Origin of the sequence: Nonomuraea sp. NPDC005650 (assembly GCF_040605375.1) — a bacterium.
Taxonomy (GTDB): Bacteria; Actinomycetota; Actinomycetes; order Streptosporangiales; family Streptosporangiaceae; genus Nonomuraea.
Map to the genome: position 1 here is coordinate 126232 of NZ_JBEXCR010000023.1, position 26352 is coordinate 152583.

Consider the following 26352-nt stretch of genomic DNA (forward strand, 5'->3'; position numbering starts at 1 on the left):
TCCTTAGTAGGCCCTGGCCGGCCGCGCGGCAGGACGATCGTGCAGGGCGACGACCAGGCGCGCGGCGGGCGCGGCGATGACGAACGCGCTCAGCGGCTGGAGGTAGATCAGCGCGGCGCCGCCGGCGGCGATGAGAGCGGTGACGATGGCGACGAACGGATGGGTGACGATGCGTTCGAGAGTCCGCCGATACGCCTGGCGGACCGGCAGGTCCTCGCCGGCCGTGGCCGGCATGAGATTGGCGCTGAACAGCAGGAAGGGGATCGCTATCGACATCAGGGCGGCCGCCACGTACATCCCCTGTTCGCGCATGAGGGGGACGATGGCGAAGTTGACCCCCAGGAGCGCCGCGACCGGCAGCAGCACCGCCGCGGCGGCGGTGCTCGTGCGTGCGGTACGCCGCATGTTCGCGAGGAACGTGGTGAGCACGGGACCGAGATCGCCGCGCGAACCGCCTCGGGCCGTCTCCACGAGCGCGGAGGTGGCGGCCGGCGCGGTCACCACCAGCGCCGTCCCGATCGTCCACAGTGTGCTCAGCAACAGGTACCGGCAGGCCGTGTCGAGCGCCTGGAGCGTGGTGCCGGCCCATCGGTGCCGGCCGGTCGGGCGGGTCATCCTTTCAGCCCTGACGTGGAGATTCCGTCGACGATCAGCCGTTGGAACACCAGGAACAGGATGAGGGTCGGCAGCAGCGAGACCACGCTCATCGCGAACATCGGCCCGAACTCGGATTGCCCGGTGCCGTCGATGAACTGGCGCAGAGCGAGCGAGACGGTGTACAGCTCCGAGCGCGAGATATAGATCAGCTGCGAGAAGAAGTCGTTGTAGGTCCAGAGAAAGGTGAAGATCGCGGTCGTGACCAGGGCGGGCCTCAGCAGCGGCAGGATCACCCGCCAATAGATCTGGCCCGGGTTGCACCCGTCCAGCGCGGCCGCGTCGTCGAGCTCACGGGGAATGCCGCGGATGAACTGGACCATCAGGAAGATGAAGAAGGCGTCGACGGCGAAGAACTTCGGCAGGATGAGCGGCGTGAACGTGTTCACCCAGCCGAGTGAGTGGAACAGGATGTACTGGGGGATGATCGTCACCTGAGCCGGCAACATGATGGTCACCATCATGAGCGCGAACGCGGTGCGCTTGAATCTGAACTCCAGTCGGGCGAAGGCGAATGCCGCGAGCGAGCAGGCGACGACGTTGCCGACGACGGCTCCGCCGCTGACGAGGATCGAATTCAGCATGGGCTGCCCGAACGACGTCCCGGCCGCCGTGCTCCAGCCGCGCAGGTAATTGCCGAAGTCCCAGCTACGGGGCAGCAGAGCGGCGGAGCTGAAGATCTCGTCGGCCGGTTTGAACGAACTCGCGAGCAGCCAGAGCAAGGGGTACAGCATGACGATCGCGCCCGCGCCGAGGAGGACGTAGATGATCGTGCGTCCCGCGAGTCTGGGCGAGTGAGACACGACTGGTCGTGAGGTGGTGGTCATAGCGCGCTCTGCCTAGTCATCCGAGTAGTGGACCCAGTAGCGGCTGATCCAGAAGTTGACGGCGGTCACCGCGCCGATGATCACCAGCAGTACCCAGGCCATCGCCGCCGCGTAGCCCATCTGGAAGTTGTTGAACGCGGCCTGGTACAGATACAGGGTGTAGACGAGCATGGAGTTCGCCGCGCCTCCCGTGCCGCCGCCGATGATGAAGGCCGAGCCGAAGATCTGGAAGGCGTTGATCAGCTGGAGGATCAGGTTGAAGAAGACGATCGGCGTCAGCATGGGCAGGGTGACGGAGAAGAACTTCCGGAGCCCCCCGGCGCCGTCGAGCGAGGCCGCCTCGTACAGGTCGGTGGGAATCTGCTTGAGCCCGGCCAGGAAGATGATCATCGGAGAGCCGAACTCCCAGACCCGCAACAGCACCAGGGTGCCGAGAGACCAGTCCGGGTCGCCGATCCAGCTCGTGGTGGAGTGGATCCCGATGACGCCCAGCAGGGTGTTGAGCAGTCCGGCCGAGCCGAAGATCTCGCGCCAGAGGATCGCGATGGCGACGCCGGAGCCGAACAGGCTGGGAACGTAGTAGACGGCCCGCCACACGCCGAGGCCCTTGACGCCGCGGTTGAGCACCATGGCCAGCAGCAGCGCGAAGGTGAGCTGCAGGGGGACGGAGACGGCGACGTAGAGCGCGGTCACCTTCACCGACTGCCACCACAGCGGGTCCGCGGTGAACATCCTGGTGTAGTTCGCCGCGCCGATCCACCGAGGCGTGTCCAGCAGGTCGTAGTCGGTGAACGACATCAGCAGCGAGGCGACGATCGGCCCGAGGGTCAGCAGCACCAGCCCGACTATCCAGGGGCCGAGGAACAGCAGGGCCCACTTGCCCTGGGACCGCCGCCAGCTGGCGGCCGGTGGCGAGCCCGCGGCGGCCGGCGCCTTACGGCGGGAAATGACGGTCGTGGTCATGTGAGGAACCCCGAAGCCTGGGACAGGAAGCTGTCGACGCCGTCGGGGATCGTCTGCCTGCCGGTCGCGATGCTCTGGCTGGTCGTGACGAAGGCCGTCATCACCTGCGGAGAGCCGCCGGGGAACTCGTCGGCCAGCGACGGCACAGGGTGCGCGAACTCCTTGGCCACCAGGTCCACGTAGTCGACGAAGAGCCGATCGACCTGGTTGTAGGTGATCGACTTGCGCAGCTGGAGGTTCGGCGGGGCGCCGAACTCGGCCTGCAGCACCTTGACCGCCTGTTCGTCGTTGACGATGAAGTTCACCAGATCGACCGCGTCCGCGGGATGCTCTGAGCGCCCGTACACGCCCACCCAGTTGGACGCGCGCAGGAAGTGCCCGGACTGGGCGGCGCTCGGCATGGGCATGGTCGTGACGGCGAGCTCGGTCTTGGTGAGCGCCTGGAGCGCGCCGAGGACGTTCGGGTAGATGAAGAGATTCGGCGCCTTCTTGCCGACGAGGAGCGTGGTGCCGAAGCCGCCGCTGGCGGCCTGGACGGTCAGGTCGCCGGGCGGGGCGGCGCCGGTCTTGCGGAGCTCGGCCCAGATCTCGAACCACGCCCGCACGTCGTCAGGGGAGACTCCGAGCTTGCCGTCCTTGTACAGCTCCTTGCCCCGCTGGCGGACGAACACCTGGAAGCCGTTGAAGTCGCCGCTGTCGTCAACGGTGCCGTAGTAGGCACCGCCCGACTTCTTCCTGACGTCGTTGGCGAAGGCGATGAAGTCGTCCCAGGTGTGGCCGGGCTTGGGCACCGACATCCCGATGGCGTCCAGGGCGCTCTTGTCGTAGATCGTTCCATAGGCGTTGTCGCCGAGCGGAAGCGCGGCACGCTTGCCCTTGATCACGCCGCCGGCGATGGAGGACTGGTCGAACTGGGAGATGTTCAGGACGCTGGGGACGTAGTCGTCGAGCGGGGTGAGCGCGTTCTTGAGCGCGTACTGCGCGACGATGTGCTGGAACAGCGCGATCGTGTCGGCGGCGGCGCCGCCGGCGATTTCGGTGGCCAGCTTCTGCGCGTACGCGTCGTTGGCGAGCAGGGCGAGCTCCACCGAGCCGCCGCGCTTCTTCGTGTACAGGTCGTAGACCTGCCGCAGCTTCTGCTGACGCACGGTCGAGCCGAAGGCGGACATCCGCAGGGCCACGTTTCCCGCGGGCCTGCCTCCCCCTGACTTCCGGCCGTCCCCGGACGGTGCGCAACCGGCCAGGGCGAGTGCGGTGAGGCCGGTCGCGGCGGCTCCGTAACGGAGGATGGATCGCCGGGACGGCCCCGGGTTGTCGCTGTGCATGGGGGGTGTTCCTTTCTTCCTGGCAAGTGGGGGTCAGAAACCTTCCACTCGATGCGGGACGTAGTGCTCTTCCAACTGCCGCAGCTCGTCCTCGCTCAGGGCGAGCTCAACTGCGGCGACCGCATCGTCGAGATGCCGGAGCCTGGTCGCTCCGATGATCGGCGAGGTGACGACGGGGCGGTGCAGCAGCCAGGCGAGGGCGACCTGGGTGCGGCTGACGCCTCGACCCTCGGCGATGGCGCCAACCTGCTCCGCGATTTTCCGGTCTTCCGCCTCGGCCTGCTGGTACAGCGTCTTGCCCAGCGGATCGGTCTTGATCCGGTCGCTGCCGACGTCCCACGGGCGTGCGAGCTTGCCGCGGGCGAGGGGGCTCCACGGCAGCGTGCCGACGCCTTGGTCGAGGCAGAACGGATGCAGCTCCCGTTCGTCCTCCCTCGTCAGGAGGTTGTACTGGGCCTGCATCGAGATGAACGTCGTCCAGCCGTTCAGGCGCGCGGTGTAGTGGGCCTTGGCGAACTGCCAGGCGTACATCGACGAGGCCCCGATGTAGCGGGCCTTGCCCGCCTTCACGACATCGTGGAGGGCCTCCATCGTCTCCTCGATCGAGACGGTGTCGTCCCACCGATGGATCTGATAGAGGTCGACGTAGTCGGTTCGCAGGCGCCGCAGGCTCGCGTCTATCTGCTCCATGATGTGCCGGCGCGACAGCCCGCCTCCGTTCGGGCCGGGGCGCATCACCCCGTGCACCTTCGTCGCCAGGACCACTTCCTCGCGACGGGCGAAGTCGCGGATGGCACGCCCGAGGATCTCCTCGCTCTGGCCCAGGGAGTAGATGTTCGCCGTGTCGAAGGTGGTGATGCCGAGTTCGAGCGCACGTTTGATGAACTCCCGGCTGGGCTCCTCCGGGAGGGTCCAGCCGTGTGCGCCCCGGGCGGGATCGCCGTAGCTCATGCAGCCCAAGGTCACTGCGGAGACTTCGAGTCCGCTCGCACCGACTCTGCGGTACTTCATCGGTTATCGCTCCTTTTCGAACACGCGGATGACGCTGGAGTCGTCGCTCCTGCCCAGCCCTTCGCGGCTGGCCAAGGAGAAGATCTTGTTGGCTTGTTCCGTCAGGGGGGTCACGGCGCCGGCCTCGCGGGCGGCGGCCAGGACGAGGGAGGAGTCCTTGACGAAGATGTCGATCGCGCTGAGCGCGGGCAGCTGTTCGGCGGCGAGCATCCGGGGGCCTCGGTCGCTCAGCATGAACGACGCGGCGGCCCCGGACTCGATGGCGGCGAGCACCTTGGCGGGATCGAGGCCGAGCCGGTGCGCGAACTGAAGTCCCTCGGCCGCGGCGGCGAGGTGGACCGAGCACAGCAGCTGGTTGACGAGCTTCACGGCCTGTCCGTCGCCGATGCGGTGGCCGCAGTGGGCGACTTTCGCGGCCATGAGGTGCAGGAGAGGAAGCGCCGCGGCGAGTGCGTCCGGGTCGGCGCCGACGAGTGCGGTCAGTTCCCCGGTCACGGCCCTGACGACGCCGCCGGTGACCGGGGCGTCCACGACGTGCGCCCCGAGCGCGCTCAGGCGCCGGCCCGCCTCGACCGCCGCCTCGATGCCGACCGAGCTCATGATGATGACGGTCGTGCCGGCGGCGAGTCCGGCGTGAACGCCGTCATCGCCGAAGAGGGCCTCCTTGAGCTGGGCGGGTGTCGCCACCATCACGATCACCGCGTCGGCCCCCTGCGCGGCGGCGGACGCGCTGGCGGCGGCTCGCGCTCCCTCGGCGACGAGTTGGGCGACCCGGTCGGCATCGAGGTCGAAGACCGTCAGCGGATGATGGCGTCGCACCAGGCGCGCCATCGGCAGCCCCATCGCGCCGACGCCGACGAACGCGACGTTCACCGCTCCTCCCGGCCGATCACGGCGGATGTCGCTGCGGTGCTCAGATGGTTCAGGGCGGATCGCACTTCCTCTTCCTTCGTTTCGAACGGGCTGTCGTGCGTCTCCAGTTCGAGGACGAACGGTCCCTCGAAGCCGGACGCCGACGCGCTGGAGAAGACGCCGCCGAAGTCCACGTCGCCCAGGCCCATCGGCCTGCGGATGTCGCCCAGGAGCGCGTCACGGAGATGGACGATCGACACGCGAGGCGCGAACTGCGGGAACAACCCGGCGGGATCGGCGCCGGAGGCCCGCACGTGGGAGACGTCCCACGCCTGCCGCACCGCCGGTGAGAGCGCGGCCAGCAGTGCCTGCGTCCGTGGGATCGTGTTGACCAGGCGGAAGTGGTGAGGCGCTTCGACCACGAGCTCGATCCCCAGGTCCTGAGCCCGTTCGAGCGCGGTGTTCAGCCCGTCGGCCACCAGGCCGATCTGGGTGTGCGACGCGACGGCGGGCTGCTCGCGAGCTCCGCAGGTGAGGACGAGACGAGGGCTTCCGGCGTCGGCGCAGAAGTCGAGCAGGCGATGGATCGCGCCGAGAACGGCCGGATGGCTTTCGGCGGCGTTGAACGAGCCCGGATCGGCGTTGACGCTGGTCACCGCGAGCGAGCTCGCGCGCACCTGGGCCGCGACCGCGGCGAGCACGGCCGCGCTGCCGTCGGGCGGGACATGCTCGCACAATCCGGCGAGGGCGCCGAGGTCGACCTGGTCGAACCCCAGATCCGCGATGGCGTCGAGGGCCTTGCGCAGTTCGTAGTGCCGGAAGGTGATCGTGGAACAGGCCAGGGGCGGGAGCGTCGTCATGACGCGTCCGGACGTTCGGTGTCGAGACGGGGGGTCTCGCCGGCGCGCAACTCGTCGGCCAGCGCATCTTCGATGTACTTGCGGCAGAAGTCGCTCATGTGAGCCGACACGACGGCGGCCACGTGGGCGGAGTCGCCGGTCTCTATCGCGTCGGCGATCGCGACGTGTTCGGCGTAACGCATGCGGTCGGCGGCGCGTTGTGGCCCGGCAGCGATGATCATCATTTCGATCTGACCGATCAGGCGACCCCATGCGGACACGAGGGTCTCGCTGTCGGCCAGTTGGACCAGCCGGGCGTGGAACCCGAGGTCCAGCTCGATCTGCCTGCCGAAAGCCAGGTCGTGCGACTGCAGCGGGACGAGGAGCTGACGCAGCTCCGCGGCGGTCGCCAACCGGTCTTCACGCTTGGCCAGCTTCGTCGCCGCCAGCACCTCCAGCGCTTCACGGACCTCGAAGACCTCGAGGATCTCCCGCGAGTGGAGCTCGCGGACGAGCATGTGGCCACGGCCGTCGCCGACGATGAGCCCCTCGGCTTCGAGCGGGCGAAGGGACTCCCGCAACGTCCCGCGACTCACACCCAGCTCGCGGCTCAACGGCACCTCGACGATGTGCTCTCCTGGGCGCAACTCCCCGGAGATGATCCGTTCTCGCACAAATGCCGTGCACCGCTCACGCAGCGTGCTGCGGTCAAGCGTGGTGCGCATCCCGTTGTCCATAGCCGCCAACAGTAACCGTTGACATTTTTTTGTCAACAATTATCCTACCGACAACGCATCGGTGAGTGTGAGAGAGGCAGCAACGCATGACCCGTCTGTGGAACGCACCGGACGACTTCGCCGACGAGATGCTCGAAGGCTTCGCCGCAGCCTGCGGCAGGTGGGTGCGGCAAGTGCCAGGTGGAGTCGTACGCTCGACGCGAGACCCGCGGCCGACGGTGTCGGTCGTCATCGGCGGAGGATCCGGACACTACCCGGCCTTCGGCGGGCTCGTCGGCCCAGGCCTCGCGCACGGGGCCGCCATGGGCAACCTGTTCTCCTCGCCATCGGCGCACCAGGTCGAGTCGGTCGTCCGCGCGAGCGATCAGGGCGAGGGCGTGCTGCTGTCCTACGGCAATTACGCCGGCGACGTGTTGCACTTCGGCACCGCTCAGGAGACCCTCCGGGCCGAGGGGATCGACTGCCGGACGGTGCTCGTCACCGACGACATCTTCAGCGCCCCCGCAGGCCGCACGGCACAACGGCGCGGGATCGCCGGCGACTTCGCGGTGTTCAAGATCGCCGGCGCCGCCGCGGCGGCGGGATACGACCTGGACGCGGTCGAGACCGTGACCAGGCGGGCGAATCTCCACACGAGATCGATGGGGGTCGCCTTCTCCGGGTGCAGCCTGCCGGGCGCTCCCGAGCCGTTGTTCACCGTCCCGCCGGGGCGGATGGCGATCGGGCTGGGGATCCACGGTGAGCCCGGAATCGACGAGGTCGACCTGCCCACCGCGGACGGGCTGGCCACGTTGCTGATCGACCAGTTGCTGGCGGCCGACGAGCTGCCTCTGGGGGCCGGACCCGGCGGCGCCCGCGTGGTCCCCATCCTCAACGGCCTCGGATCAGTGAAGAACGAGGAGTTGTTCGTCGTCTACCGCCGGATCGCCGAACTCCTCGACGACGCGGGCGTCGTGGCCGTCGACCCCCAGGTCGGCGAATACTGCACGAGCTTCGACATGGCAGGTGTCTCCCTGACCCTGCTGTGGCTCGACGACGAACTGGAACGGCTGTGGGCGGCCCCGGCGGACACGCCCGCGTTCCGCACCGGCGCCGTCGACACCGCCGCGCTGCGCCCGTTCACCGCCGAGTACGTATCGACGGACCCGGAAACACCGCCGCCATCGAGCGAAGCCTCCCGCCACCTGGCCGCCAGGATCGCTTCGGCCCTCGACGCGGCCTTCATCGCGATCGACGCCGCGGCGGACGACCTCGGCCGCATCGACGCCGTGGCCGGCGACGGCGACCACGGGATCGGCATGCGGCGCGGCACCCGCGCGGCGGCGAAGGCGGCCGCGGCAGCGGTCAGCTCAAACTGCGGCGCGGAAACGACGCTCGGCACAGCCGCCGACGCGTGGTCCGACAAGGCGGGCGGTACCTCCGGCGCCATCTGGGCGGTCATCCTGCGGGCGATCGGCCGAGAACTCGGCGACAGCGAAGAACCCACGGCTCGCGATCTCGTCCGCGGCCTGAACCGCGCGGTCGCCGACGTCACCGCGTACGGACAGGCCGCCGTCGGCGACAAGACGCTGGTCGACGCGCTCGTACCGCTGGCCCACACGCTCGGCGCCGCGGTCGAGGCCGGCGAAAGTCTCGCCTCCGCATGGGCGAAAGCCGCCGTCGCCGCCACGACGTCGGCGAACGCGACCGCTCACCTGCTCCCACACCGTGGAAGAGCACGCACGCACGGCGAGAGATCGCTGGGCACGCCCGACCCCGGGGCGGTGTCGCTCGCGATCATCGCTCACGCCGTCGAGCGTTTCGTCGCCCCCGCGACGAGCCGCACTCCCTGACGCCCCTTCAACAGACGGACGCTCTCCATGAACAACGCCCTCCGTGTCGTCGTCGGCTCCGACGAAGCAGGATACGAGTACAAACAGCGCATCAAGACCGACCTTCAATCAGACTCGCGCGTGAGCGAGGTCATCGACGTCGACGCCGATCGAGACACCAACTATCCGACCGTCGCCATTCAGGCCGCAGAGATGATCGCGCGCGGAGCGGCAGACCGCGCCATCCTCATCTGCGGAACCGGGCTCGGCGTGGCCATCGCCGCCAACAAGGTCAAAGGCGTGCGTGCCGCCACAGCACACGACAGCTACTCCGTCGAACGATCGGTCCTGTCCAACAACGCCCAAATCCTCTGCATGGGACAGCGCGTCATCGGCATCGAGCTCGCGCGCAAGCTCGTCCATGAGTGGCTCGGCTACACCTTCGACGCGGCCAGTCCTTCGAACGCGAAGATCGGCGAGATCAACAGCTACGAAGCCCACTGATCGCACTGGCGCCGCGTGCCCAGCCCGTACGAGGTCGCGGGCCGGCAGCGCGTCACTCACCGGCAGGCCCCCCGGCCTGCACCAGCCGGCCGCCGGACAGCTCCAGCCGGCGCTCCACCCCGATCTCCGCCAGGAACCGCTCGTCGTGGCTGACCACCACGAACGCCCCCTCGTACGCGGCGAGCGCGCTCTCCAGCTGCCCCACGCTGACCAGGTCGAGGTTGTTGGTGGGCTCGTCGAGCAGCAGGAGCTGGGGCGCCGGCTCGGCGCAGAGCACGCAGGCCAGCGTGGCGCGCAGCCGTTCGCCGCCCGACAGCACGCCCACGGGCAGGTGCGCACGCGCGCCACGGAACAGGAACCGGGCGAGCAGGTTCATCCGCTCCGCCTCTGGCAGGCCGGGGGCGAACGCGGCCAGGTTCGCCGCCACGCTGCGCTCGACGTCGAGCAGGTCGAGCCGCTGCGACAGGTACGCGACCCGGCCGTCGGCCCGCCTGGTCGTGCCGCCGTCCGGCGCCAGGTCGCCGCTGATCAGGCGCAGCAGGGTCGACTTGCCGGCGCCGTTGGGGCCGGTCAGCGCGATGCGTTCGGGGCCGCGGACGGTCAGGTCGATTCCCGGCTCGGCGAACAGGTCGCGGGCCCGCAGGTGCTCGCCGTGGAAGACCGTGCGCCCGGCGGGCACGTTCGTGCCCGGCAGCTGCAGCGCGATCTTCTGGTCGTCGCGCAGCGCCCGCCCGGCCTCGTCGAGCCTGGCCTTGGCGTCGCTGACGCGGGCGGCGTGCATCTGGCCCGCCCGCCCGGCCGCCTCCTGGGCGCCCCGCTTCATGTTCCCGGCGAAGATGCGCGGCAGCCCGGCGTTCTTGAGGTTGCGGGCGGCGGTGCCCGCGCGGCGCTCGGCCCGCTCGCGGGCCTGCTGCATCTCCCGCTTCTCGCGCTTGAGCTCCTGCTCGGCGCTGCGCACGTTCCGTTCGGCGGCCTCCTGCTCGGCCCGTACGGCCTCCTCGTACGCGGTGAAGTCGCCGCCGTAGAAGCGGACCTCGCCCCGGTCGAGCTCGGCGACGCGGTCCACGCGGTCGAGCAGGGCACGGTCGTGGCTGACCACGAGCAGGCAGCCGTTCCAGTCGCCGAGCACGTCGAAGAGCCTGCGGCGCGCGGCGAGGTCGAGGTTGTTCGTCGGCTCGTCGAGCAGCAGGACGTCGGGCCGCCTGAGCAGCTGCGCGGCCAGGCCGAGCGAGACGATCTGGCCGCCGCTCAGCGTACGCAGCGTGCGGTCGAACCCGAGCTCGCCGAGCCCGAGCCGGTCGAGCTGGGCGCGGGTGCGCTCCTCGATGTCCCAGTCGTTGCCGATCGTGGTGAAGTGCTCCTCGCTCGCGTCGCCCGACTCGATGGCGTCCAGCGCGGCGATCACGGGCGCGATGCCGAGGACCTCGGCCACGGTCAGATCGCCGGCGAGGGGCAGGCTCTGCGGCAGGTAGCCGAGCGGCCCGCTGACGGACACGCTCCCGCCTCCGGGCCGGTACTCGCCGGCGATCAGCTTGAGCAGCGTGCTCTTGCCGGCGCCGTTCGGGGCGACGAGGCCCGTACGGCCGCCGCCCACGGTGAAGGACAGGTCGCTGAAGACGGGCGTGTCGTCAGGCCAGGAAAAGGACAGGCTGGAGCAGATGATGAACGCATCGGACATGCGAGAAGACCTCGTACGGGAACGCGGGCGCGGGGAAGCGGCCCGGCAAAGGGGACAGGGATCGGGGAACGACGACGAGGGCCACGTCGGCGGCGGTCATGCGCGCCTGCCGGGGCCGGTCAATCTCCGGTATCACCCGGAGATGTCGTCGTCACCTGCCACGTCTGGTCTCCTAGCTTCCGATCACGAGCGTGTCACACCATAGCAGCCCTCAGGCAGGCCCCCGCCACCGGAGCGCGGCGTCAGGGAGCTTGGACGAGCGGTTGCAGGACCGTGAGGCCGCGGGACTCGGCCGGTGACGGCGGCGCGGACTCCGGCGCGGTGCGGCGGAACGCGGTCGGCGCCACCCCGTACACCGCGCGGAACCGGCGGGAGAAGTGGTACGCGTCCGCGAAGCCGCACTGCGCGGCGATCGCCCGCATCGACAGGTTGCTCTGCCACAGCAGCGGTTCGGCCCGGGTCAGCCGGAGCAGCTCGACGGCGGCGACCGGCCCGACCCCGAAGATGCGGCGGAACGTACGGGACAGCGTGCTCGGCGAGACCTGGGCGGCCAAGGCGAGCTCCCGCATCGGGACCGGCCTGGCCACCCCGTCGGACCAGTGCTCGCGCACCGCGCGCGTCATCGCGATCACCGGTGCCGGCAGGGCCGTCGGCGTGCGCTGCGCGGGCGCGGGATCGGCCAGGAACGTCAGCACCAGCAGGCGCAGTGTCTCGCAGGCCAGGACCCGCCACCCCGGCGGGCACTCGGCTCCCAGCCAGAGCAGATACTGGCACAGGGCGCCCATCGGGTCGTGCCGGCCGGTCAGGTCCCGCACCAGCGGCCAGTCGGCGGGCGGCTGGCCGGCGAGCGTGAAATGCACGTACGCGTGCCGGGTCGGGAGGCGCGGATCCCAGCGGAACGCGTCACGCATGCCCGGCCGGATGAGCAGCAGCCGGCCCGGAGCCAGCGACAGCGCGAGGTCGTCCCACAGCCAGGTGGCGCTGCCGCCGAGAAGCCAGACGAACTGGTACGACCTGGCCTCCCGCGGGCCGAAGGTCGAGCCGGGCGGATAGTCCGCGACGCTCGGCCCGAGCCGCGCCACCAGATCGACGGAGATCGTCATCTGTCACAGCCGCCGTCGCGATTCGGGCGGATCCGCGGCCGGCGCACGTCCTCGACCCCTTTGTACGCGTACGGGTCGGCGCCGGCGACGAGGACGACGTCCCGGAAGTCCGCCTGCGCCATCCCCGTCCCCTCTGCCGGAACGGCCCAGGGCAGCAGGGATTCGGCGCTCATGTAGTGGTTGACCAGAGCCCGGCGGTAGCCGCGCCGGCCGGTGTTGGGCAGCGACTTGTGCAACAGGTAACCGTTGAACACCACCACGCTGCCGGCCGCGACCTCGACGGGCACCGCGTCGGAGTCGTCGTGCGGGAAGCCGTACGACTCCACCGTGCAGTCGTAGCGGGGGTCGTCGTGCTCGCGGTTGGGGTAGAGCACGCCGCGCCGGTGGGAGCCGGGCAGCACCCAGAGGCACCCGTTCTCCACGGTGGCGTCGTCGAGCGCGAGCCAGGCCGCCGTCAGCGAACGGTCGCGGGTCGGGATGAACAGCTCATCCTGATGCCACGCCTGCCCCGGCTCGCCCTCGGACTTGATGAACAACATCGACTGCATCGCCTTGACGTTCGGGCCGATCAGCGAAGTGAGCGCCGAGACTATCGCCGGATGGCGCATCGTGGCGAGCATCAGGCCGGAGAGCTTGTGCGGATAGTGGACGCACAGGAACCTGCGCAGCACGTCGTCGTCGGTGTCGGCGTCCCCGGCGGGGATCGCGCCGCGGATGTCGCCGAGCTCGCCCCGGCAGATGCGGACGGCCTCTTCGAGCAGCTTGCCGACCTCGCCGGAGTTGAGGGCGTGGTCGAGGACGAGGTAGCCGTCGCGCTCGTACGAGATCTTCGGGTCAGGGTTCGTCATCGCCCCATCATGGCCATCGCCGCGCGGTCCCGGCCATGGCCCGATCACGCATCCGGATGGCGAATTCTGTCACCCGCCGTATCCGGTGGCGCGCGTCGTCTTCCGCCTGACGCGTCGGTCCGGGGTGGTCAGCGGTCGTGGGCCGCGTTCGATCGCTGAGCGGGTCGCCGGTCAAGCGGCGACCGCTCGGTGATCTGTTCGCGAGGCAGCTCGTAGAGCGCGTGCAGGGCGCGGAGGAAGCCCTGGCGGTCGGCTGCGGGCAGGCGCGCGAGCAGGCGCTCCTCGTTGGCCTGGATCTCGGCCCGCACCGATCGGCGCACCTCGCGGCCCTCGTCGGTGATCGCGAGGATCCTCGCGCGGCGGTCGCGCGGGTCCGGCTCGCGGGTGATCAGCCCGGCCGTCTGCAGTTTGTCGAGGGTGCCGATGATGCGCGTCTTGTCGGCGCCGATCGCTTCGGCCAGCGCGGCCTGGGTGCGTACGGAACCGTCGTCCAGGGCGCCGAGCACGGTGTAGCCCCACATGGAGACCCCGTGCGCCGCCAGCACCGGCAGCTCCGCCGCGATGAGCGACTGCAGGAGGGGGTGCATCATCTCGGCGAGGTCGCGGCGGCCCGTCACGGGTCCAAGATAACCGGTTGACAGATAATAAGCGACTGCACATCATGTGCGAATGCGTATGAATGAACCGATGACAAAAGCCGATCTTGTCGCGCTCGACGCGCAGGCCGTTCGCGCCAGCGTCGACCTGGCGGCGCTCGTCCGGCAAGCGGACCTGTCCCGTCCGACGCCCTGCCTCGGATGGACCGTGTACGGCCTGCTCGCGCACATGGCCACGCAGCACTACGGCTTCGCCGCGGCCTCCAGGGGAGACGGCGATCTCGCCCGGTGGAAGTCGCGTTCCCTCGGCGACGATCCCGTGGCGAGCTACCGGGCCTCGGCCGAACACGTCCTGGAAGCCTTCGCCGCCGACGGCGTGCTGGAGCGGACGTTCCCGCTGCCCGAGTTCTCGAGCGGAAGCGCCTTCCCCGGGGCGCAGGCGATCAGCTTTCACTTCATCGACTACGTGGTGCATTCCTGGGATCTCGCCAAGGCGCTGGGTGCCGACGTCGAGTTCCCGGCGGACCTGCTGGACGTGGCCCTCGCCGTGGCGAAGGCCGTACCCGGCGGTGCGGGGCGCCTGGCGCCCGGTGCGGCCTTCGCGCCGGCGCTCCCGTGGCCGGACGGGTCGCGCCTGGATGAGATCGTGGCGATCCTGGGCCGCTCGCCGAACTGGCCCGCGTGAAATCCTCGAAATGGAGTACGACATGAGCAGCAGCGTCAGACTGATCCGCAATCACCAGCTCACGCAGCAGGTGGACTACGCCTACGCCGCGGTCGCCGACGCGCCGGTGCGGTCCATCTGGGTGGCCGGCGCGTGTCCCCTTGATCTCAAAGGCGAGACCGTCGCGGTCGGCGACTATGCGGGTCAGGCGCACCAGGTGATGCGCAACCTCGTGACCGCGCTGGAAGGGGCGGGCGCGTCGCTGACCGACGTCGTCAAGACCACCGTCTACGTGGCCTCCTCCCGGCAGAGCGACCTGGGCGCGGTGTGGAATGTGTACCGGGAGTACATGGGCGAGCACGACGTGCCCAGCACCCTGCTCGGCGTGACCGTGCTCGGCTACAAGGACCAGCTCGTCGAGGTCGAAGCCGTCGCCGTGCTCGCTGCGGCGGACGGCTGATTCCCTGCCGAGACGTCGTCCCCCAGCCCGTCGAGGGGCTGGGGGACGACGTCAGGCAGTGCGGATTCGCGGTGTCTCTACGCTCATCCGCCGATCTTCAGGTGAGCGATCACGGGGTAGTGGTCGGACGGGTACTGGCCGTTCTGCTCGAACGGGTCGATCTCGCTCCAGAGCGTCTCGACGTCGCCGCGTGCCAGGATCCAGTCGATCCGGTCGCCGTTCGCGACGGGGGGCTTCCAGCCGCCGAAGGTGTTGTACGCGGGACCGCGGCGGCGCGCCGTCGCCCAGGTGTCGGTCAGGGCGTTCTCGCCGGTGAGGATCGCGTAGGACTGCGACTTCTCCGCGGCCGTGTTGAAGTCTCCGGTGAAGACGACCGGACGGCCGGCCTCGAAGCCGCGCACCCGCTGGAGAGCCAGTTCGGCACTCTTCACCCGGGCGTTCTCCGACTGGTGGTCGAAGTGGGTGTTCACGTGGTAGAAGTCCGCGCCGGTACGCCGATCGCGGAACCTCGCCCACGTCACCATCCTCGTGATCGTGTTACCCCAGGTGGCCGACCCGATGACGTTCGGGGTGTCGGACAGCCAGAAGTGGTCGAAGTCGAGCACCTCGAAACGGTCCTTGCGGTAGAAGATCGCCGAGAACTCGTCGCGGGTGCCGCCCTGCCGCCCCATTCCGATCCAGCCGTACTCGGGGAACGCGTTCTCGATGTCCCGCATCTGGCGCCACAACGCCTCCTGGACGCCGAGCAGGTCGGGACGGTGATCGCGCAGGAGCCGCTTCATCACCGGAAGCCGGTCCGGCCAGGCGTTGGGCGGGGTGTCGGAGGCGTACCGGATGTTGTAGGTCATGACGCGTACGCGGGTGTCACTCGCCGACGCGGGGCCGGCGGTCGTCAGCATCGTCAGCGTGATGGTGAGCGCGCTGACGACGGCGGTGAGAAGTACGAACCATGACTTCCGGAACAGGCGAGAGGTTACGGAGGCGCGACCTCGTGCGAGCATGTCGGTCCCTTCGAAGATCTTCGATGCGCGCACGATCCTGATCTGGCGAGGTGTCCGCTTGACGGCAGCGGCATGTCCATCTCAGTACGTTCTGGTGGCGCAAGTCTTGATGGGTTGACGACCTGATCCCGTTCGCCACCCCGCCCGCGCTCCGCACGCTGGTGGACATGCCTGGCAGCACGCCTGGGACTTCTACGGCACGAGAGCGGCGAGGACGACATCGGGGTGCTCGCCCCGGCCGCCGCGTACGCCGGCTGGAAGCCGTCCGTCGCGGACGCCCACCAGGGGCGCCGGGCGTTGGACGACGCCGAGCGATCGTTCGACGCCGGCTACCCGGCCACCGCGCTGCTCGGGCTCAAGGACAGCTTCGTCAACGGTCCGAGCTGCTTCTTCGCGCACGCCAAGCTGCTGTGGGCGCGGGCGTACCGGGATCTCGGCCGTCCCGCGTACGCGGAGCGTCTCGAACTCATGGCGGCGACGTACCAGGATCCGTGCGACTGCTGACCCCCTGGAACGGCCAGCGCGCCAAGCATGTTATACATATCTATACATCTACATGAGGAGCTGGAGTGAACGAGCGTCCGGCACAACCCGCCCCGACGCGTCCCCGGACACCGCCAGTCCGCCGCCCGGGCTCGGCGCTCTACAGCGAACTCACCCGCGACCTGCGCGACCGCATCGACCGAGGGGAGTTCCCGCCAGGAGCCAGACTCCCCTCGGAGAACGAGCTCGCCCAGACCTACGGCGTCAACCGGCTCACGGTGCGACGCGCCCTGTCCGAACTCGCGCAGACGAACGCCATCCGCACCGAGCACGGTGTCGGCAGCTTCGTCCGCGAACCCTCCGTCCGGCACCGCGTCGACGACGGACACGCCGGGCTGGCCGAAAGCATGGCCGCGCGCGGGCTGACCGTCACTCACGAGCTGGTCTCGGCCGAGACCCTCACGCGCGACGATCTCGACGAGGACACCCGAAGCCGCATACCCGACGGCTGGCGGGGGCCACTGACCCGGTTCCGGTTCCGCAGACTTCTCGAGGGAATCCCCTGGTCTCTCTCCACCGCGGTCATGCCCGCCGACCTCGTGCCGGCAGGCGGCTGGGACGCGACCGGCAGCCTCCCCGCGCTCCTCGCCGACCACGGGACCCCCGTCGTACGCGCGGAACGCGGATTCTCGGCCGCGCCCGCCGGCGACGAAGACGCCCGCTGGCTCGACGTCGCCCCCGGAACGCCCGTCCTCGTCATCAAGGGGCTCAACACCGACCAGGACGGCGACCCCGTGATGTTCCTGCACCACCACACCCGCGCCGACCGCGCCGAATACGTCATCCAGCCGAGCCGGAAGAGGTGATCACCCGATGCCGACCCGCCAGCGCGTGATCGTCGCCATGATCGACGGCCTGGACCCCGGCTACGCGACCCCGGACGCGATGCCGGAGCTCAACCGGCTCGGCGACACCGGTACCTCGACGCTCGTCGACGCGGTCGCGCCCACCGTCACGAACGCCAACAACGCCGGCATCAGCTGCGCCGCCTGGCCCTCCGAGCACGGCATCACCGGCAACTACTACTACGACCCCGCGACCGGCGAGGAGGACTACATGGAGAACGCCGAACTCCTCCTCCGCCCCACCCTCCTGACCCAGGTCGCCGACGCCGGCGGCAAGGCGGCCCTCCTGACCGCCAAGCGGAAGACGATCAGCCTCCTCGGCACCGGGACCACGCTCGCGGTCGCCGCGGAAGAGCCTCCGGCCGCCTTCGTCGACCGGTACGGCCCACCGCCCGGCATCTACTCCGCCGGCATCAACCACTGGCTCTGGACCGTCGCCGCCGACCTGCTCCGCACCCGGCCCGACCTCGACCTCCTCTACGTCCACACCACCGACTACCCCATGCACGCCTGGGCCCCGGGAACACCGCCGTCGAACGACCATCTCGCCGAGCTCGACGCGCTCATCGGCGAAGCCGTGCACGCAGCGCCCGACGCGGCGTTCTTCGCCACCGCCGACCACGGCATGAACGCCAAGAGCCTGGTCTACGACCTCGGCCAGACGCTCGCCAAGCGCGACGCGCCCATCCGGCGCGCTCTGTCCGCCGAGAAGGACAAATACGTCCGCCACCACCGAACCTTCGGCGGCACCGCCTGGGTCTGGCTCGACGACCCCCGCGACGAGGGACGCGTCACCGACCTGCTCGGCGCCCTGCCCGGCGTCGAACGCGTCCTCACCCGCGGCGATGCCGCCAGGACGTTCCGCCTGCACCCCGACCGCATCGGCGACCTGGTCGTCCTCGGCGACGAACACACCGTCTTCGGCGACCTGGACCCCGGAAACGACCACGAGGCCCTTCCCGCCGGCTACCGGTCCCACGGCGGCCTCCACGAGGTACGGGTCCCGCTGTTCGCCTGCAACAACGAGTCGCTTCCCTACCTCGCCACGCCCCGGCACAACAAGGATCTCCTGACGCCGCTGCTCAACGGCTGGCTGGCGTCATGAGCTTCCCCTCCCGCCGCGGCATCGCCGCCGGTCACGGCCAGGACAGCCGCACCAGCCCGACCGAGGTGCCCAAGCCGTAATCAGTCAGCCACCGCGCCGGTCGTCGACGATCACGGCCAGCCCGGGCCAGCCGTCCGCGAGGCGGCGCGGGTCGTCGGCGAGCGGGGGCAGGTGCGCGCCGGGCAGGAAGCGCACGGTCGTCCCCGTCGTGCCGTCGCCGCCGACGGGCTCCAGGTCCGTGACGGGGACGCCGTGCTCGTACCGCTGGGTCCAGGACCCGTTCAGGCGGCGGTTGGTGTGGACGAGCCATTCGCTGAGCGCGGCGACGACGGACATGCCCCGGCGCGGATGCCCGTCGGGCAGCACCTGCGCGCCGGGGTCGTCGAAGAAGCGCAGGTCCTTGGAGGCCATGACGGGCTTCTTCACCGGCCGCCCCCGCTCGTCGAACCGGGTGTCGGTGCCCCGCCCCTCGTCGGCCACGGACACCGAGCCGTCGGGGTGGAGGGTGACGGCGCAACGTCCGGCGCCCGTGCTCGCCGCCTCGTCGGCCGGGTAGGCGAGGACTTCGAGGATCAGGTGCCGGACGCCGCCGGGGGCGAACTCGGCGGGATTCTCCCGGACGCGGCCGAGGTGGCCGAGGTCGACGTCGGTCGCCCAGTCATGGGTGGTGTTACGCCAGGAGGCTCGGGAGGTGCTCACCGCAGCACCCTACTCACGACTCGGGCCGCTCGTAGGCGGCCGGTGTTCATCGCAGGGTGAGCGAAGTCTCGGATCCGATGCGGGTCAGTTTCTGCGGGTTGCGGACGTAGTAGAGGCCGGTGATGCGGGCGTCCTCGACCTGGATCGCGACGACCCCGTCGATCTCGCCGTCCACGCGCAGGACGAGCGCCGGGCTGCCGTTGACCACGGTGGGGTCGCCGGTGAGCACGACTCCGGCCTTGCCGATGCCGCCGACGATGAAGCGGGCCACCTTGCCGGCGCTGATGATCGGTCGCGGCGCGGCCTGCTTGACGCCGCCGCCGTCGCTCACCAGGACGACCTCGGGGGCGAGCACGTCGAGCAGGCCCTGCAGGTCCCCGCCTTCGAGCGCGCGCCGGAACGACTCCAGAGCCGCCCGGGTCTCTCCGGAGGAGACCGCCTCGCGAGGGCGGCGGGCCTCGACGTGCCGGCGGGCGCGGTAGGCGATCTGGCGGACCGCCGCGGCGCTCTTGCCCACGGCGGCCGCGATCTCGTCGTAGCCGACGTCGAAGACCTCGCGCAGCACGAAGACGGCGCGCTCGGTCGGCGACAGCGTCTCCAGGACGAGCATGAGCGCCATCGACACGCTCTCGGCGAGCTCGACGTCCTCGGCCACGTCCGGGGCGGTGAGCAGGGGCTCGGGCAGCCAGGAGCCGACGTACGCCTCCCTGCGGAGCTTCATGCTGCGCAGGCGGTTGAGCGACTGCCGGGTGGTGATCCGGATCAGGTAGGCGCGCTGGTCCTGCACCTGGGCCAGGTCGGCCTTGACCCATCGCAGCCAGCTCTCCTGCAGGACGTCTTCGGCGTCGGCCGCCGATCCGAGCATCTCGTACGCGATGGTGAAGAGCAGGTTGCGGTGGGCGAGGAACGTCTCGGTCGCCGGGTCGGTCGGGTGGTCGCTCATGTCATGGTTCCTGGTCGCCGGGGCTCGAAAGGCCGGATGGGGAGTCACCGGTCGAGCTTGCCGTGGGCCTGCGCCGACAGGTCCTGCCAGTCGGCCCAGGTCTTGAGCCGATCGGCGTACGCCTGCTGGATCATCGGGTAGAAGCCCTGGCCGAAGAGTACGCGCAGGGGCGGGTCGTCGGTGTCGGCGAGCGCGAGCAGCGCCTGGGCGGCGGCGGCCGGGTCACCGGCGGGCTGGTTCCCGGCGACCGCGCCGAGCCGCCGGCGGAGAGCGTCGTAGGCCGGGTCGGGCCGGGCCATGTGGCCGTTGGCGAGCGGGTCGGGGTTCTTGCCGGCGCGGGTGGCGAAGCCGCCGGGCTCGATGATGGTGACCTTGACGCCGAAGTCGGCGACCTCCCCGGCCAGGGCTTCGTTCAGGCCTTCGAGGGCCCACTTGGAGGCGTGGTAGGCGCCGCCGAGCGGCATGGCGATGACGCCGGCCGCCGAGGACAGCTGGATGATGTGGCCCGAACGCTGCTCGCGCAGGTGTGGTAGCGCGGCCTGGACGACCCACACCGCCCCGAACAGGTTGGTCTCCAGCTGGTCGCGCAGGTCCTGCTCGGTCAGCTCCTCGACGGCGCCGATCTGGGCGTAGCCGGCGTTGTTCACGATGACGTCGAGGCGGCCGAAGTGTTCCCTGGCCCGCCTGACGCTCGCGAAGACGGCGGCCTTGTCGGTGACGTCGAGCTCCAGCGGGAGCACCGCGTCGCCGTAGGCGGTGACCAGCTCGTCAAGGCTTGCGGTGTCGCGCGCGGCCGCTGCCACCTGGTCGCCGCGGGACAGGGCGGCCTCGACGAAGTGGCGGCCGAGGCCGCGCGACGAACCGGTGACGAACCAGACCTTGCTCATGATGTCTTCCCGCTCCTTCTGCCGTCTGCTGTTACACCCCTCAAGACACACGACCGGGCACGGACATAACACCCACCGAATGTGACCTGTGTCTCTAACCGGGACGCCGGCGCGTGATCCGCGCCTCGACGGCGTCCAGCAGGGACAACGCGGAGTCGGCCGAGGCGGACCTGGTGATCGACTACCTCTGGGGCAGGCCGGCCACCTGCGCGACGCGTACGCCCTGTCTCCCGGCGACCGGGTCCTGATCCGGCCGGGCGGATACGTCGCCCTGGTCGCCGCCGACCTCGCCACCGTCGAGTCGTACCTGGACCAGGCCGGGTTGCGCCGGCCACGTCGCAGTGCCGGTGGCGCCCGGGTGCGCGCTGGACGATCGGCGCACCAGGTTGACTTTTCGTAGCGACATGATTACTAATCGCTATGGAGTGTTCACCGCAGGAAGGAATCCCGTGCGCCAATCCTCCAGGGCAGCTCTCGCCTCCGTCGCCCTCATGTGCTGCGTTCTCGCCTCAACCCTCCCCGCCCAGGCCGCGGTTCCTATGGGCAACGCGCCCACGTGCGTAACCGTCTGGCAGACCACGGGCAGGATCACCAAGACCGGATACGCGCGCAACGACTGCGGCCGCACCCTCCGGCTGAACATCGTGTGGGCGCGCGGCACCGACGGCGAGTGCTACACCGTCCAGGCAGGCGAAACCATCTCCTCCAAGGTCGCCCGGGGCGTCCGAACCTTCGACGGGGCCGACACCTGCTGACCTTCGTACCTGAACGGGCATTGAGAAGATATCTTTGCATAGATATCTTCTCATCATGCCCGAATCGCAACCGCGCGTGCTGTCCGACATCGATGCTCTCAAGGCCCTTGCCCACCCGCTGCGACAACAGCTGCTGACCTGGCTTCACCGCCACGGCTCGGCGACGTCCGCCGACCTGGCCTCCGAGTTCGGCGCGGATCGCGGCGCGACCAGTTACCACCTCCGGCAACTGGCCCGGTTCGGGTTCATCGAAGAGGACACGGGCCGTTCGTCAGGGCGTCGCAGGTACTGGCGGCCCATCCCGCAGGACGTACGGCTGCCGCGGCGTCCGGCCGATCCGGAGGTCGCCGCCGCGGCCGATGAGATCGGCCGGCAGTGGATGGAACGTGCGGATCGCGATCTCACCGCCTACCTGTCCGACAGGCAGGCGTTCGGCGAGTTCGCCGCCGCGGCGATGCATTCCTTCGGCGCCACCGTGCTCAGCGCTGAGGAACTGGCCGAGTTCGGCGAGGACTACCTGGCCTTCCTCAAACGCTGGCAGCGGGCACCCGGTCAGGCCTCTCCCGGCAGCCGGCACATCTCCGTGGTGTTCCACGCGTTCCCCACCCCGGACAGCAGAGACGCGTCGTGACCGCACGCGGAGAGTCGCTGTGGCGCAACCGCGAATTCGCCGCCTTATGGGGCGGTCAGGTCGTCTCGACCCTCGGGGGCCAGATCAGCGGGACGGCGATGCCGCTGCTCGTGCTCGTGACCACCGGATCGCCCTCCGCCGCCGGGATCGTCGGAACGGCCGGCACGTTGCCCTTCCTCATCGCCCACCTGCCGGCCGGGCCGCTGGTGGACCGGTGGGACCGCCGTAAGATCCTGCTGGTCAGCGAGCTCGTCGCGGGCCTGGCGCTCTGCACGGTCCCGATCGCCGTATGGCTGGGCGTGCTCACCGTCGCGCAACTCGCGGTCGTCGCCTTCGTACGGGGGCTGTGCTTCGTCTTCTTCGGGCTGGCTGAGCGCGCCGCCCTCCCCATGATCGTCCCGGCCGCGCTCCTGCCCACAGCGGTCGCCCAGAACGAGGCCAGGAGCCGTGGCGCGGCGCTGGCCGGGCCGCCCCTGGGCGGCCTGCTCTTCGGCATCGACCGCGCCGCGCCGTTCCTGGCCGACGTGCTCTCCTACGCGATCGCCTCGATCGGGCTGCTGTTCATCCGAAGCGACCTGCGTAGCCCCGCGAAGCCGGAACCGGAACCGCTGCGGCAGGCGGCCGTCGCGGGCCTGCGGTGGATCTGGCGCCACCCCCTCATCCGCGCCGCGATCTTGCTGATCGCCGTCAGCAACCTGGTCTTCCACGCCCTCACGCTGGTCCTCGTCGTCCTCGCGCAGCGTCAGGGCGCCTCCTCCGCCACCATCGGCGTGATGTTCGGCGTCTACAGCGGTGGCGGGCTGATCGGTGCACTCGCGGCGAGCAGGCTCCATCGGCACTTCACCCCCAGAGCCGTCATCATCGGAGTCAACTGGATCTGGGCCGCGCTCCTGCCCCTGTTCGCGGTCGCGCCCAGCCCGCTGCTGCTCGGGGCCGTCGGTGCCGCCTGCGCGTTCGTCGGACCGCTGTGGAACGTCGTGATCACCACGTACGCGACCGTCCTGGTTCCCAACGAGCTCATGGGACGGGTCACCAGCGCGGCCATGACGATGTCCTGGGGAGTCACGTCCCTCGCCTCCATCGGCGCCGGCTACCTGCTGGCCGCCCTCGGGCCGACCGGCTCCATCGTGGTGCTCACCGCGGTGACCCTCGTCGCCGCGATCATCGCCACTGTCAGCCCGGCCGTCCGGCACGCGCCGCCGCTCCCCGGGCCCGGCAAGCCGGCCTGACCTCCGAGCGCCGGGATCGCCCGGGCGCGGGCTCAGGCGAGCGTGACTTCGACGGGCAGTTTCTTGATGCCGTTGACGAAGTTGGAGCGCACCCGGGGCACCTCGCCGGCGACGCGGATGTCGGCGATGCGGGGGATGAGCTCCTCGAACATGACGCGGATCTCGGTGCGCGCCAGGAGGTTGCCCAGGCACAGGTGCGGGCTGCTCTTGCCGAAGGTGACGTGGTCGTTGTGCGTGCGGGTGACGTCGAGGCGGTACGGCTCGTCGAAGACCTTCTCGTCGCGGTTGCCGGAGGCGTACCACATGACGACCTTGTCGCCTTCCCTGATCCGCTTGCCGCCCAGCTCCACGTCACGCGTGGCGGTACGGCGGAAGTGGTAGACCGGCGAGGCCCAGCGCAGGAACTCCTCAACCGCACCCGGGATGAGGGCGGGGTCGCGGCGCAGCAGGTCGAGCTGGTCGGGGTGCTCGATGAGGGCGAGCATGGCGTGCGAGATGGCGTGCCGGGTGGTCTCGTTGCCGGCGACCACGAGCAGCAGGAAGTAGTTGTCGAAGTCCTGCTCCGACAGGGGCACGCCGTCGCGAGGCGTCTCGTTGACGAGCTTGGAGACCAGATCGGTGCCGGTGCCGCCGCGCCGCCGCCGGGCGAGCTCCCGGCCGTAGGCGAAGACCTCCAGGGAGGCGGGGGAGCGGAAGGGCAGGTGCCGGTACTGCTCGCTCTCCCGGCTGCCCAGCAGCACGTCGGCGTAGTCGGGGTCGGTGTTGCCGATGATGCGGTTGCCCCACTCGATGAGCTGCTTGGTGTCGCCGTCGGGGACGTCGAGCAGGCGGGCCAGCACGTTGATGGGGAAGTCGGCGGAGACCTCGGAGACGAAGTCGAAGGAGCCCTTGGCGAGCGCCGCGTCGAGGGTGGTGGCGGTCAGGCCGCGCAGGAAGTCGGTGTACTGCCCGATGACGGAGGCGCCGAACTGGCGCTGGAGCAGGCCGCGCAGGGCCCGATGGCGCACGCCGTCCAGCTCCAGGATGGAGGCGCGGCGCTTGATCTGGTCGTCGTCGACTTCCTCCAGGTTGACGAACTTGGTGGAGGTGAACGTCTCGGCGTCGCGGTCGACGCGGGCGATGTCCTCGTGGCGGGTGACGGCCCAGAACCCGGCGTTCGGGGCGGGCTCGGGCTGCCAGTGGACGGGATCCTGGTGGCGCAGGGTGTGGAACATGCGCCACGGGGTGATCCCGTCGGTGAAGTTGCCGGGGTCGGCGAGGTCGACCTCGTCGAGGGGGAGGGGCTCGGGGATCATGGGGTGGCGCTCCTACAGGTGGTAGGCGTACTCGGTGAACTCCCAGTCGGTGACGTGCCGGTGGAAGCGTTCGATCTCGTTGCGTTTGTAGGCCAGGTAGGACGTGGTGAAGCCCTTGCCGAGCAGGTCGGTCAGCTCGCCGTCGGCCTCGAAGGCGTCCAGCGCGCCGGCCAGCGTCATGGGCAGGACGGCGGCGCGCGCGGTGTCGTAGCCGTACCCCTCCAGCGGGGGTGGCGGCTCCTGCCCGGCGCGCACCCCCAGCAGCGCCGCGGCGACGATCCCGGCCAGCAGGAGGTACGGGTTGGCGCCGGCGTCGCCGAGGCGCACCTCGAACCGCGTCCCGGCGCCGCGCTCCGGCGGGATGCGCAGCATGGCGCTGCGGTTGTCCAGGCCCCAGTCGATCAGCCAGGGGGCGAGCGTGTCGGGGCCGAAGCGCTTGTAGGAGTTGACGGTCGGGTTGGCCAGCGCCGCCAGGGCGGGGGCGTGGGCCAGGACGCCGGCGATGGCGTGCCGGGCGGTGGCCGACAGCCCGTACGGCGCGGACGGGTCGTCGAAGCAGTTCCGCTCGCCGTCGCCGCTCACACAGGACAGATGGACGTGGAAGCCCGAGCCGCCCTCGTCGTTGAACGGCTTGGCCATGAACGTCGCCAGCCGCCCCTCGACACGGGCCAGCTCCTTGATCGCCGACTTGAACAGGAAAGTCCGGTCGGCGGCGTCCAGGGCGGCGGAGTGCGTGAGGTTGATCTCGAACTGGCCGCTGCTGAACTCATGGTTGCCCATGCTCACGCTCAGGCCGAGGTCACGCAGATGGCGCAGGGTGCGCAGCAGGTGGCCGTCGGGGTCGCCGCGCCGCCCGGCGGTGTAGACGTTGCCCGGGGCCTCGGCGTAGCGCCGCCAGCCGGTGGGCGCGGCCGGATCGGGCTCGCACAGAAAGTACTCCAGCTCGGGGCCGGCCACGGGGGTGAGCCCGTGCTCACCGCAGCGGTCGAGCACCGCGCGCAGCAGGTCGCGCGGCGACTCGGGGACCGGTTCGCCGGTCGCGGGGTCGACGACCTCGCCGAGGCACCAGGCGACGCCCGGCTCCCAGGGCAGCGGCCTGATCGTGTCGAGGTCGGGGCGGACCGCGATGTCGGGCAGGCCGGCGTCGAGGCCGCCCGCGACGGGGACCACGTCGCCCTGGGGGCTGGTGTGGTAGACGGCGCGGCAGAAGGCCAGCCCGTGCTCGCACGCGGCGGGCAGGTGGTCCACGAGAACGTCCCTGGCCCGGTCGACGCCGATGAGGTCGGGATAGATCACGCGGACCACGTCCACGTCCTGAGCGGCCAGCCGGGCCAGCTGCTCTTGGAGGTGGGGGATGTCCTGAGCGCTCATCGGCGTCTCCTCGGGCGGGATGGAGGTGGCACGGTGACTTCGTTTGAAGCCAAACGATAGGTGCCGGCGGGCGAGCCCACAAGAGGGCTGTCCTCATCATTTTGCGTGGTCACGGCTCTTGACCTGGTCCCGGGCGTCTCCTTATGTTGTTTGGACCCAAACGAACTAGGAGGTGT

29 protein-coding genes are annotated in these 26352 nt (G+C 70.1%); 10 read left to right on the forward strand and 19 right to left on the reverse strand.

The annotated features are described in order from the left end of the window. Positions 1–3 precede the first annotated feature (3 nt). The 8 genes from ABZS69_RS35910 to ABZS69_RS35945 are packed head-to-tail and all read right to left on the reverse strand — an operon-like array spanning position 4 to position 7196. Positions 4–615 (reverse strand): hypothetical protein, encoded by a 612-nt coding sequence (locus ABZS69_RS35910; RefSeq protein WP_355379847.1) that lies wholly within the window; start codon positions 613–615, stop codon positions 4–6. After that, a complete protein-coding gene (locus tag ABZS69_RS35915; RefSeq protein WP_355379848.1) occupies positions 612–1457 on the reverse strand; it encodes a carbohydrate ABC transporter permease in 846 nt (281 codons plus the stop codon). The genes ABZS69_RS35910 and ABZS69_RS35915 overlap by 4 nt, the downstream gene beginning before the upstream one ends. A gap of 36 nt (positions 1458–1493) precedes the next feature. Then, complete coding sequence (locus ABZS69_RS35920) at positions 1494–2444, reverse strand: sugar ABC transporter permease (protein ID WP_355379849.1); 951 nt, start codon at positions 2442–2444, stop codon at positions 1494–1496. Further along, positions 2441–3769, reverse strand: coding sequence for an extracellular solute-binding protein (locus ABZS69_RS35925; RefSeq protein ID WP_355379850.1), 1329 nt, complete (start codon positions 3767–3769; stop codon positions 2441–2443). The genes ABZS69_RS35920 and ABZS69_RS35925 overlap by 4 nt, the downstream gene beginning before the upstream one ends. Positions 3770–3802: 33 nt before the next feature. After that, the gene (locus ABZS69_RS35930; RefSeq protein ID WP_355379852.1) at positions 3803–4780 is read right to left on the reverse strand and encodes an aldo/keto reductase; all 978 of its coding nucleotides are present in this window, start codon (positions 4778–4780) and stop codon (positions 3803–3805) included. 3 nt (positions 4781–4783) lie between these two features. Further along, entirely contained in the window at positions 4784–5653 is an 870-nt protein-coding gene (locus ABZS69_RS35935; RefSeq protein ID WP_355379854.1) for an NAD(P)-dependent oxidoreductase, read from the reverse strand. Next, entirely contained in the window at positions 5650–6492 is an 843-nt protein-coding gene (locus ABZS69_RS35940) for a sugar phosphate isomerase/epimerase (protein WP_355379856.1), read from the reverse strand. Before ABZS69_RS35940 ends, ABZS69_RS35935 begins: the two co-directional genes overlap by 4 nt. Beyond that, positions 6489–7196, reverse strand: coding sequence for a GntR family transcriptional regulator (locus ABZS69_RS35945; protein WP_355379858.1), 708 nt, complete (start codon positions 7194–7196; stop codon positions 6489–6491). The genes ABZS69_RS35940 and ABZS69_RS35945 overlap by 4 nt, the downstream gene beginning before the upstream one ends. Before the next feature lie 98 nt (positions 7197–7294). Between ABZS69_RS35945 and ABZS69_RS35950 the strand changes: the two genes are divergently transcribed. Both ABZS69_RS35950 and ABZS69_RS35955 read left to right on the forward strand, forming a co-directional pair. Further along, positions 7295–9040 carry a dihydroxyacetone kinase family protein gene (locus ABZS69_RS35950; RefSeq protein WP_355379860.1) on the forward strand — a complete coding sequence of 582 codons (1746 nt, stop codon included), beginning with the start codon at positions 7295–7297 and terminating at the stop codon, positions 9038–9040. A gap of 27 nt (positions 9041–9067) precedes the next feature. Continuing rightward, the gene (locus ABZS69_RS35955; RefSeq protein ID WP_355379862.1) at positions 9068–9523 is read left to right on the forward strand and encodes a ribose-5-phosphate isomerase; all 456 of its coding nucleotides are present in this window, start codon (positions 9068–9070) and stop codon (positions 9521–9523) included. Between the two features lie 52 nt (positions 9524–9575). Here the strand turns inward: ABZS69_RS35955 and ABZS69_RS35960 are convergent, their stop codons facing one another. The 4 genes from ABZS69_RS35960 to ABZS69_RS35975 form a co-directional block, all read right to left on the reverse strand. Beyond that, entirely contained in the window at positions 9576–11201 is a 1626-nt protein-coding gene (locus ABZS69_RS35960) for an ABC-F family ATP-binding cassette domain-containing protein (RefSeq protein ID WP_355379864.1), read from the reverse strand. Between the two features lie 242 nt (positions 11202–11443). After that, positions 11444–12304 (reverse strand): helix-turn-helix domain-containing protein, encoded by an 861-nt coding sequence (locus ABZS69_RS35965; protein WP_355379866.1) that lies wholly within the window; start codon positions 12302–12304, stop codon positions 11444–11446. Continuing rightward, a complete protein-coding gene (locus tag ABZS69_RS35970; RefSeq protein WP_355379868.1) occupies positions 12301–13152 on the reverse strand; it encodes a phytanoyl-CoA dioxygenase family protein in 852 nt (283 codons plus the stop codon). Before ABZS69_RS35970 ends, ABZS69_RS35965 begins: the two co-directional genes overlap by 4 nt. Before the next feature lie 128 nt (positions 13153–13280). Next, positions 13281–13769: a MarR family transcriptional regulator gene (locus ABZS69_RS35975; RefSeq protein ID WP_355379870.1), complete on the reverse strand. Its 489-nt coding sequence runs from the start codon at positions 13767–13769 to the stop codon at positions 13281–13283. Positions 13770–13839: 70 nt separating this feature from the next. On the opposite strand from ABZS69_RS35975, the gene ABZS69_RS35980 reads away from it, so the two are divergent. Together ABZS69_RS35980 and ABZS69_RS35985 are read left to right on the forward strand one after the other, a co-directional pair. After that, complete coding sequence (locus ABZS69_RS35980; protein WP_355379872.1) at positions 13840–14433, forward strand: TIGR03086 family metal-binding protein; 594 nt, start codon at positions 13840–13842, stop codon at positions 14431–14433. A 22-nt stretch (positions 14434–14455) separates the two neighbouring features. Beyond that, positions 14456–14872: a RidA family protein gene (locus ABZS69_RS35985; protein ID WP_355379874.1), complete on the forward strand. Its 417-nt coding sequence runs from the start codon at positions 14456–14458 to the stop codon at positions 14870–14872. 83 nt (positions 14873–14955) lie between these two features. Here the strand turns inward: ABZS69_RS35985 and ABZS69_RS35990 are convergent, their stop codons facing one another. Then, positions 14956–15873: an endonuclease/exonuclease/phosphatase family protein gene (locus ABZS69_RS35990; protein WP_355379876.1), complete on the reverse strand. Its 918-nt coding sequence runs from the start codon at positions 15871–15873 to the stop codon at positions 14956–14958. A 225-nt stretch (positions 15874–16098) separates the two neighbouring features. Here ABZS69_RS35990 and ABZS69_RS35995 point away from each other — a divergent pair, with 225 nt between their 5' ends. The 3 genes from ABZS69_RS35995 (at position 16099) to ABZS69_RS36005 (ending at position 18366) form a co-directional block, all read left to right on the forward strand. Then, complete coding sequence (locus ABZS69_RS35995) at positions 16099–16377, forward strand: hypothetical protein (RefSeq protein WP_355379878.1); 279 nt, start codon at positions 16099–16101, stop codon at positions 16375–16377. A 65-nt stretch (positions 16378–16442) separates the two neighbouring features. Beyond that, on the forward strand, positions 16443–17222 hold the full coding sequence (locus tag ABZS69_RS36000) for a GntR family transcriptional regulator (protein ID WP_355379880.1): 780 nt from the start codon (positions 16443–16445) through the stop codon (positions 17220–17222). A 7-nt stretch (positions 17223–17229) separates the two neighbouring features. Next, positions 17230–18366 carry an alkaline phosphatase family protein gene (locus tag ABZS69_RS36005; RefSeq protein ID WP_355379882.1) on the forward strand — a complete coding sequence of 379 codons (1137 nt, stop codon included), beginning with the start codon at positions 17230–17232 and terminating at the stop codon, positions 18364–18366. A gap of 84 nt (positions 18367–18450) precedes the next feature. Here the strand turns inward: ABZS69_RS36005 and ABZS69_RS36010 are convergent, their stop codons facing one another. The 4 genes from ABZS69_RS36010 to ABZS69_RS36025 form a co-directional block, all read right to left on the reverse strand. After that, positions 18451–19065, reverse strand: coding sequence for a hypothetical protein (locus tag ABZS69_RS36010; protein ID WP_355379884.1), 615 nt, complete (start codon positions 19063–19065; stop codon positions 18451–18453). Positions 19066–19111: 46 nt separating this feature from the next. After that, entirely contained in the window at positions 19112–20008 is an 897-nt protein-coding gene (locus ABZS69_RS36015) for an RNA polymerase sigma-70 factor (protein ID WP_355379885.1), read from the reverse strand. 44 nt (positions 20009–20052) lie between these two features. Beyond that, entirely contained in the window at positions 20053–20895 is an 843-nt protein-coding gene (locus ABZS69_RS36020) for an SDR family NAD(P)-dependent oxidoreductase (protein ID WP_355379887.1), read from the reverse strand. Between the two features lie 181 nt (positions 20896–21076). Next, positions 21077–21301, reverse strand: a complete 225-nt coding sequence (locus ABZS69_RS36025) for a hypothetical protein (RefSeq protein ID WP_355379889.1) — start codon at positions 21299–21301, stop codon at positions 21077–21079. Positions 21302–21344: 43 nt separating this feature from the next. Here ABZS69_RS36025 and ABZS69_RS36030 point away from each other — a divergent pair, with 43 nt between their 5' ends. Genes ABZS69_RS36030 through ABZS69_RS36040 form a run of 3 tightly spaced genes read left to right on the forward strand, consistent with a single transcriptional unit; the run spans position 21345 to position 23510 of the window. Further along, on the forward strand, positions 21345–21650 hold the full coding sequence (locus tag ABZS69_RS36030; RefSeq protein WP_355379891.1) for a hypothetical protein: 306 nt from the start codon (positions 21345–21347) through the stop codon (positions 21648–21650). 55 nt (positions 21651–21705) lie between these two features. After that, positions 21706–22281: a helix-turn-helix domain-containing protein gene (locus tag ABZS69_RS36035; RefSeq protein ID WP_355379893.1), complete on the forward strand. Its 576-nt coding sequence runs from the start codon at positions 21706–21708 to the stop codon at positions 22279–22281. After that, positions 22278–23510, forward strand: a complete 1233-nt coding sequence (locus ABZS69_RS36040; protein WP_355379895.1) for an MFS transporter — start codon at positions 22278–22280, stop codon at positions 23508–23510. Before ABZS69_RS36035 ends, ABZS69_RS36040 begins: the two co-directional genes overlap by 4 nt. A gap of 32 nt (positions 23511–23542) precedes the next feature. Here ABZS69_RS36040 and ABZS69_RS36045 read toward each other — a convergent pair whose 3' ends face one another. After that, the gene (locus tag ABZS69_RS36045) at positions 23543–24805 is read right to left on the reverse strand and encodes a cytochrome P450 (RefSeq protein ID WP_355379897.1); all 1263 of its coding nucleotides are present in this window, start codon (positions 24803–24805) and stop codon (positions 23543–23545) included. Between the two features lie 12 nt (positions 24806–24817). Further along, on the reverse strand, positions 24818–26176 hold the full coding sequence (locus tag ABZS69_RS36050; protein WP_355379899.1) for a glutamine synthetase family protein: 1359 nt from the start codon (positions 26174–26176) through the stop codon (positions 24818–24820). Positions 26177–26352 lie beyond the last annotated feature (176 nt).

Excerpts from the sequence above, each read along its gene's own strand:
- ABZS69_RS35910 (WP_355379847.1), bottom strand. The coding sequence starts at position 615 with ATGACCCGCCCGACCGGCCGGCACCGATGGGCCGGCACCACGCTCCAG.
- ABZS69_RS35920 (WP_355379849.1), bottom strand. The coding sequence starts at position 2,444 with ATGACCACGACCGTCATTTCCCGCCGTAAGGCGCCGGCCGCCGCGGGC.
- ABZS69_RS35925 (WP_355379850.1), bottom strand. The coding sequence starts at position 3,769 with ATGCACAGCGACAACCCGGGGCCGTCCCGGCGATCCATCCTCCGTTAC.
- ABZS69_RS35930 (WP_355379852.1), bottom strand. The coding sequence starts at position 4,780 with ATGAAGTACCGCAGAGTCGGTGCGAGCGGACTCGAAGTCTCCGCAGTG.
- ABZS69_RS35940 (WP_355379856.1), bottom strand. The coding sequence starts at position 6,492 with ATGACGACGCTCCCGCCCCTGGCCTGTTCCACGATCACCTTCCGGCAC.
- ABZS69_RS35945 (WP_355379858.1), bottom strand. The coding sequence starts at position 7,196 with ATGCGCACCACGCTTGACCGCAGCACGCTGCGTGAGCGGTGCACGGCA.
- ABZS69_RS35950 (WP_355379860.1), top strand. The coding sequence starts at position 7,295 with ATGACCCGTCTGTGGAACGCACCGGACGACTTCGCCGACGAGATGCTC.
- ABZS69_RS35955 (WP_355379862.1), top strand. The coding sequence starts at position 9,068 with ATGAACAACGCCCTCCGTGTCGTCGTCGGCTCCGACGAAGCAGGATAC.
- ABZS69_RS35960 (WP_355379864.1), bottom strand. The coding sequence starts at position 11,201 with ATGTCCGATGCGTTCATCATCTGCTCCAGCCTGTCCTTTTCCTGGCCT.
- ABZS69_RS35965 (WP_355379866.1), bottom strand. The coding sequence starts at position 12,304 with ATGACGATCTCCGTCGATCTGGTGGCGCGGCTCGGGCCGAGCGTCGCG.
- ABZS69_RS35970 (WP_355379868.1), bottom strand. The coding sequence starts at position 13,152 with ATGACGAACCCTGACCCGAAGATCTCGTACGAGCGCGACGGCTACCTC.
- ABZS69_RS35980 (WP_355379872.1), top strand. The coding sequence starts at position 13,840 with ATGACAAAAGCCGATCTTGTCGCGCTCGACGCGCAGGCCGTTCGCGCC.
- ABZS69_RS35985 (WP_355379874.1), top strand. The coding sequence starts at position 14,456 with ATGAGCAGCAGCGTCAGACTGATCCGCAATCACCAGCTCACGCAGCAG.
- ABZS69_RS35990 (WP_355379876.1), bottom strand. The coding sequence starts at position 15,873 with ATGCTCGCACGAGGTCGCGCCTCCGTAACCTCTCGCCTGTTCCGGAAG.
- ABZS69_RS36005 (WP_355379882.1), top strand. The coding sequence starts at position 17,230 with ATGCCGACCCGCCAGCGCGTGATCGTCGCCATGATCGACGGCCTGGAC.
- ABZS69_RS36015 (WP_355379885.1), bottom strand. The coding sequence starts at position 20,008 with ATGAGCGACCACCCGACCGACCCGGCGACCGAGACGTTCCTCGCCCAC.
- ABZS69_RS36020 (WP_355379887.1), bottom strand. The coding sequence starts at position 20,895 with ATGAGCAAGGTCTGGTTCGTCACCGGTTCGTCGCGCGGCCTCGGCCGC.
- ABZS69_RS36025 (WP_355379889.1), bottom strand. The coding sequence starts at position 21,301 with ATGTCGCTACGAAAAGTCAACCTGGTGCGCCGATCGTCCAGCGCGCAC.
- ABZS69_RS36035 (WP_355379893.1), top strand. The coding sequence starts at position 21,706 with ATGCCCGAATCGCAACCGCGCGTGCTGTCCGACATCGATGCTCTCAAG.
- ABZS69_RS36045 (WP_355379897.1), bottom strand. The coding sequence starts at position 24,805 with ATGATCCCCGAGCCCCTCCCCCTCGACGAGGTCGACCTCGCCGACCCC.
- ABZS69_RS36050 (WP_355379899.1), bottom strand. The coding sequence starts at position 26,176 with ATGAGCGCTCAGGACATCCCCCACCTCCAAGAGCAGCTGGCCCGGCTG.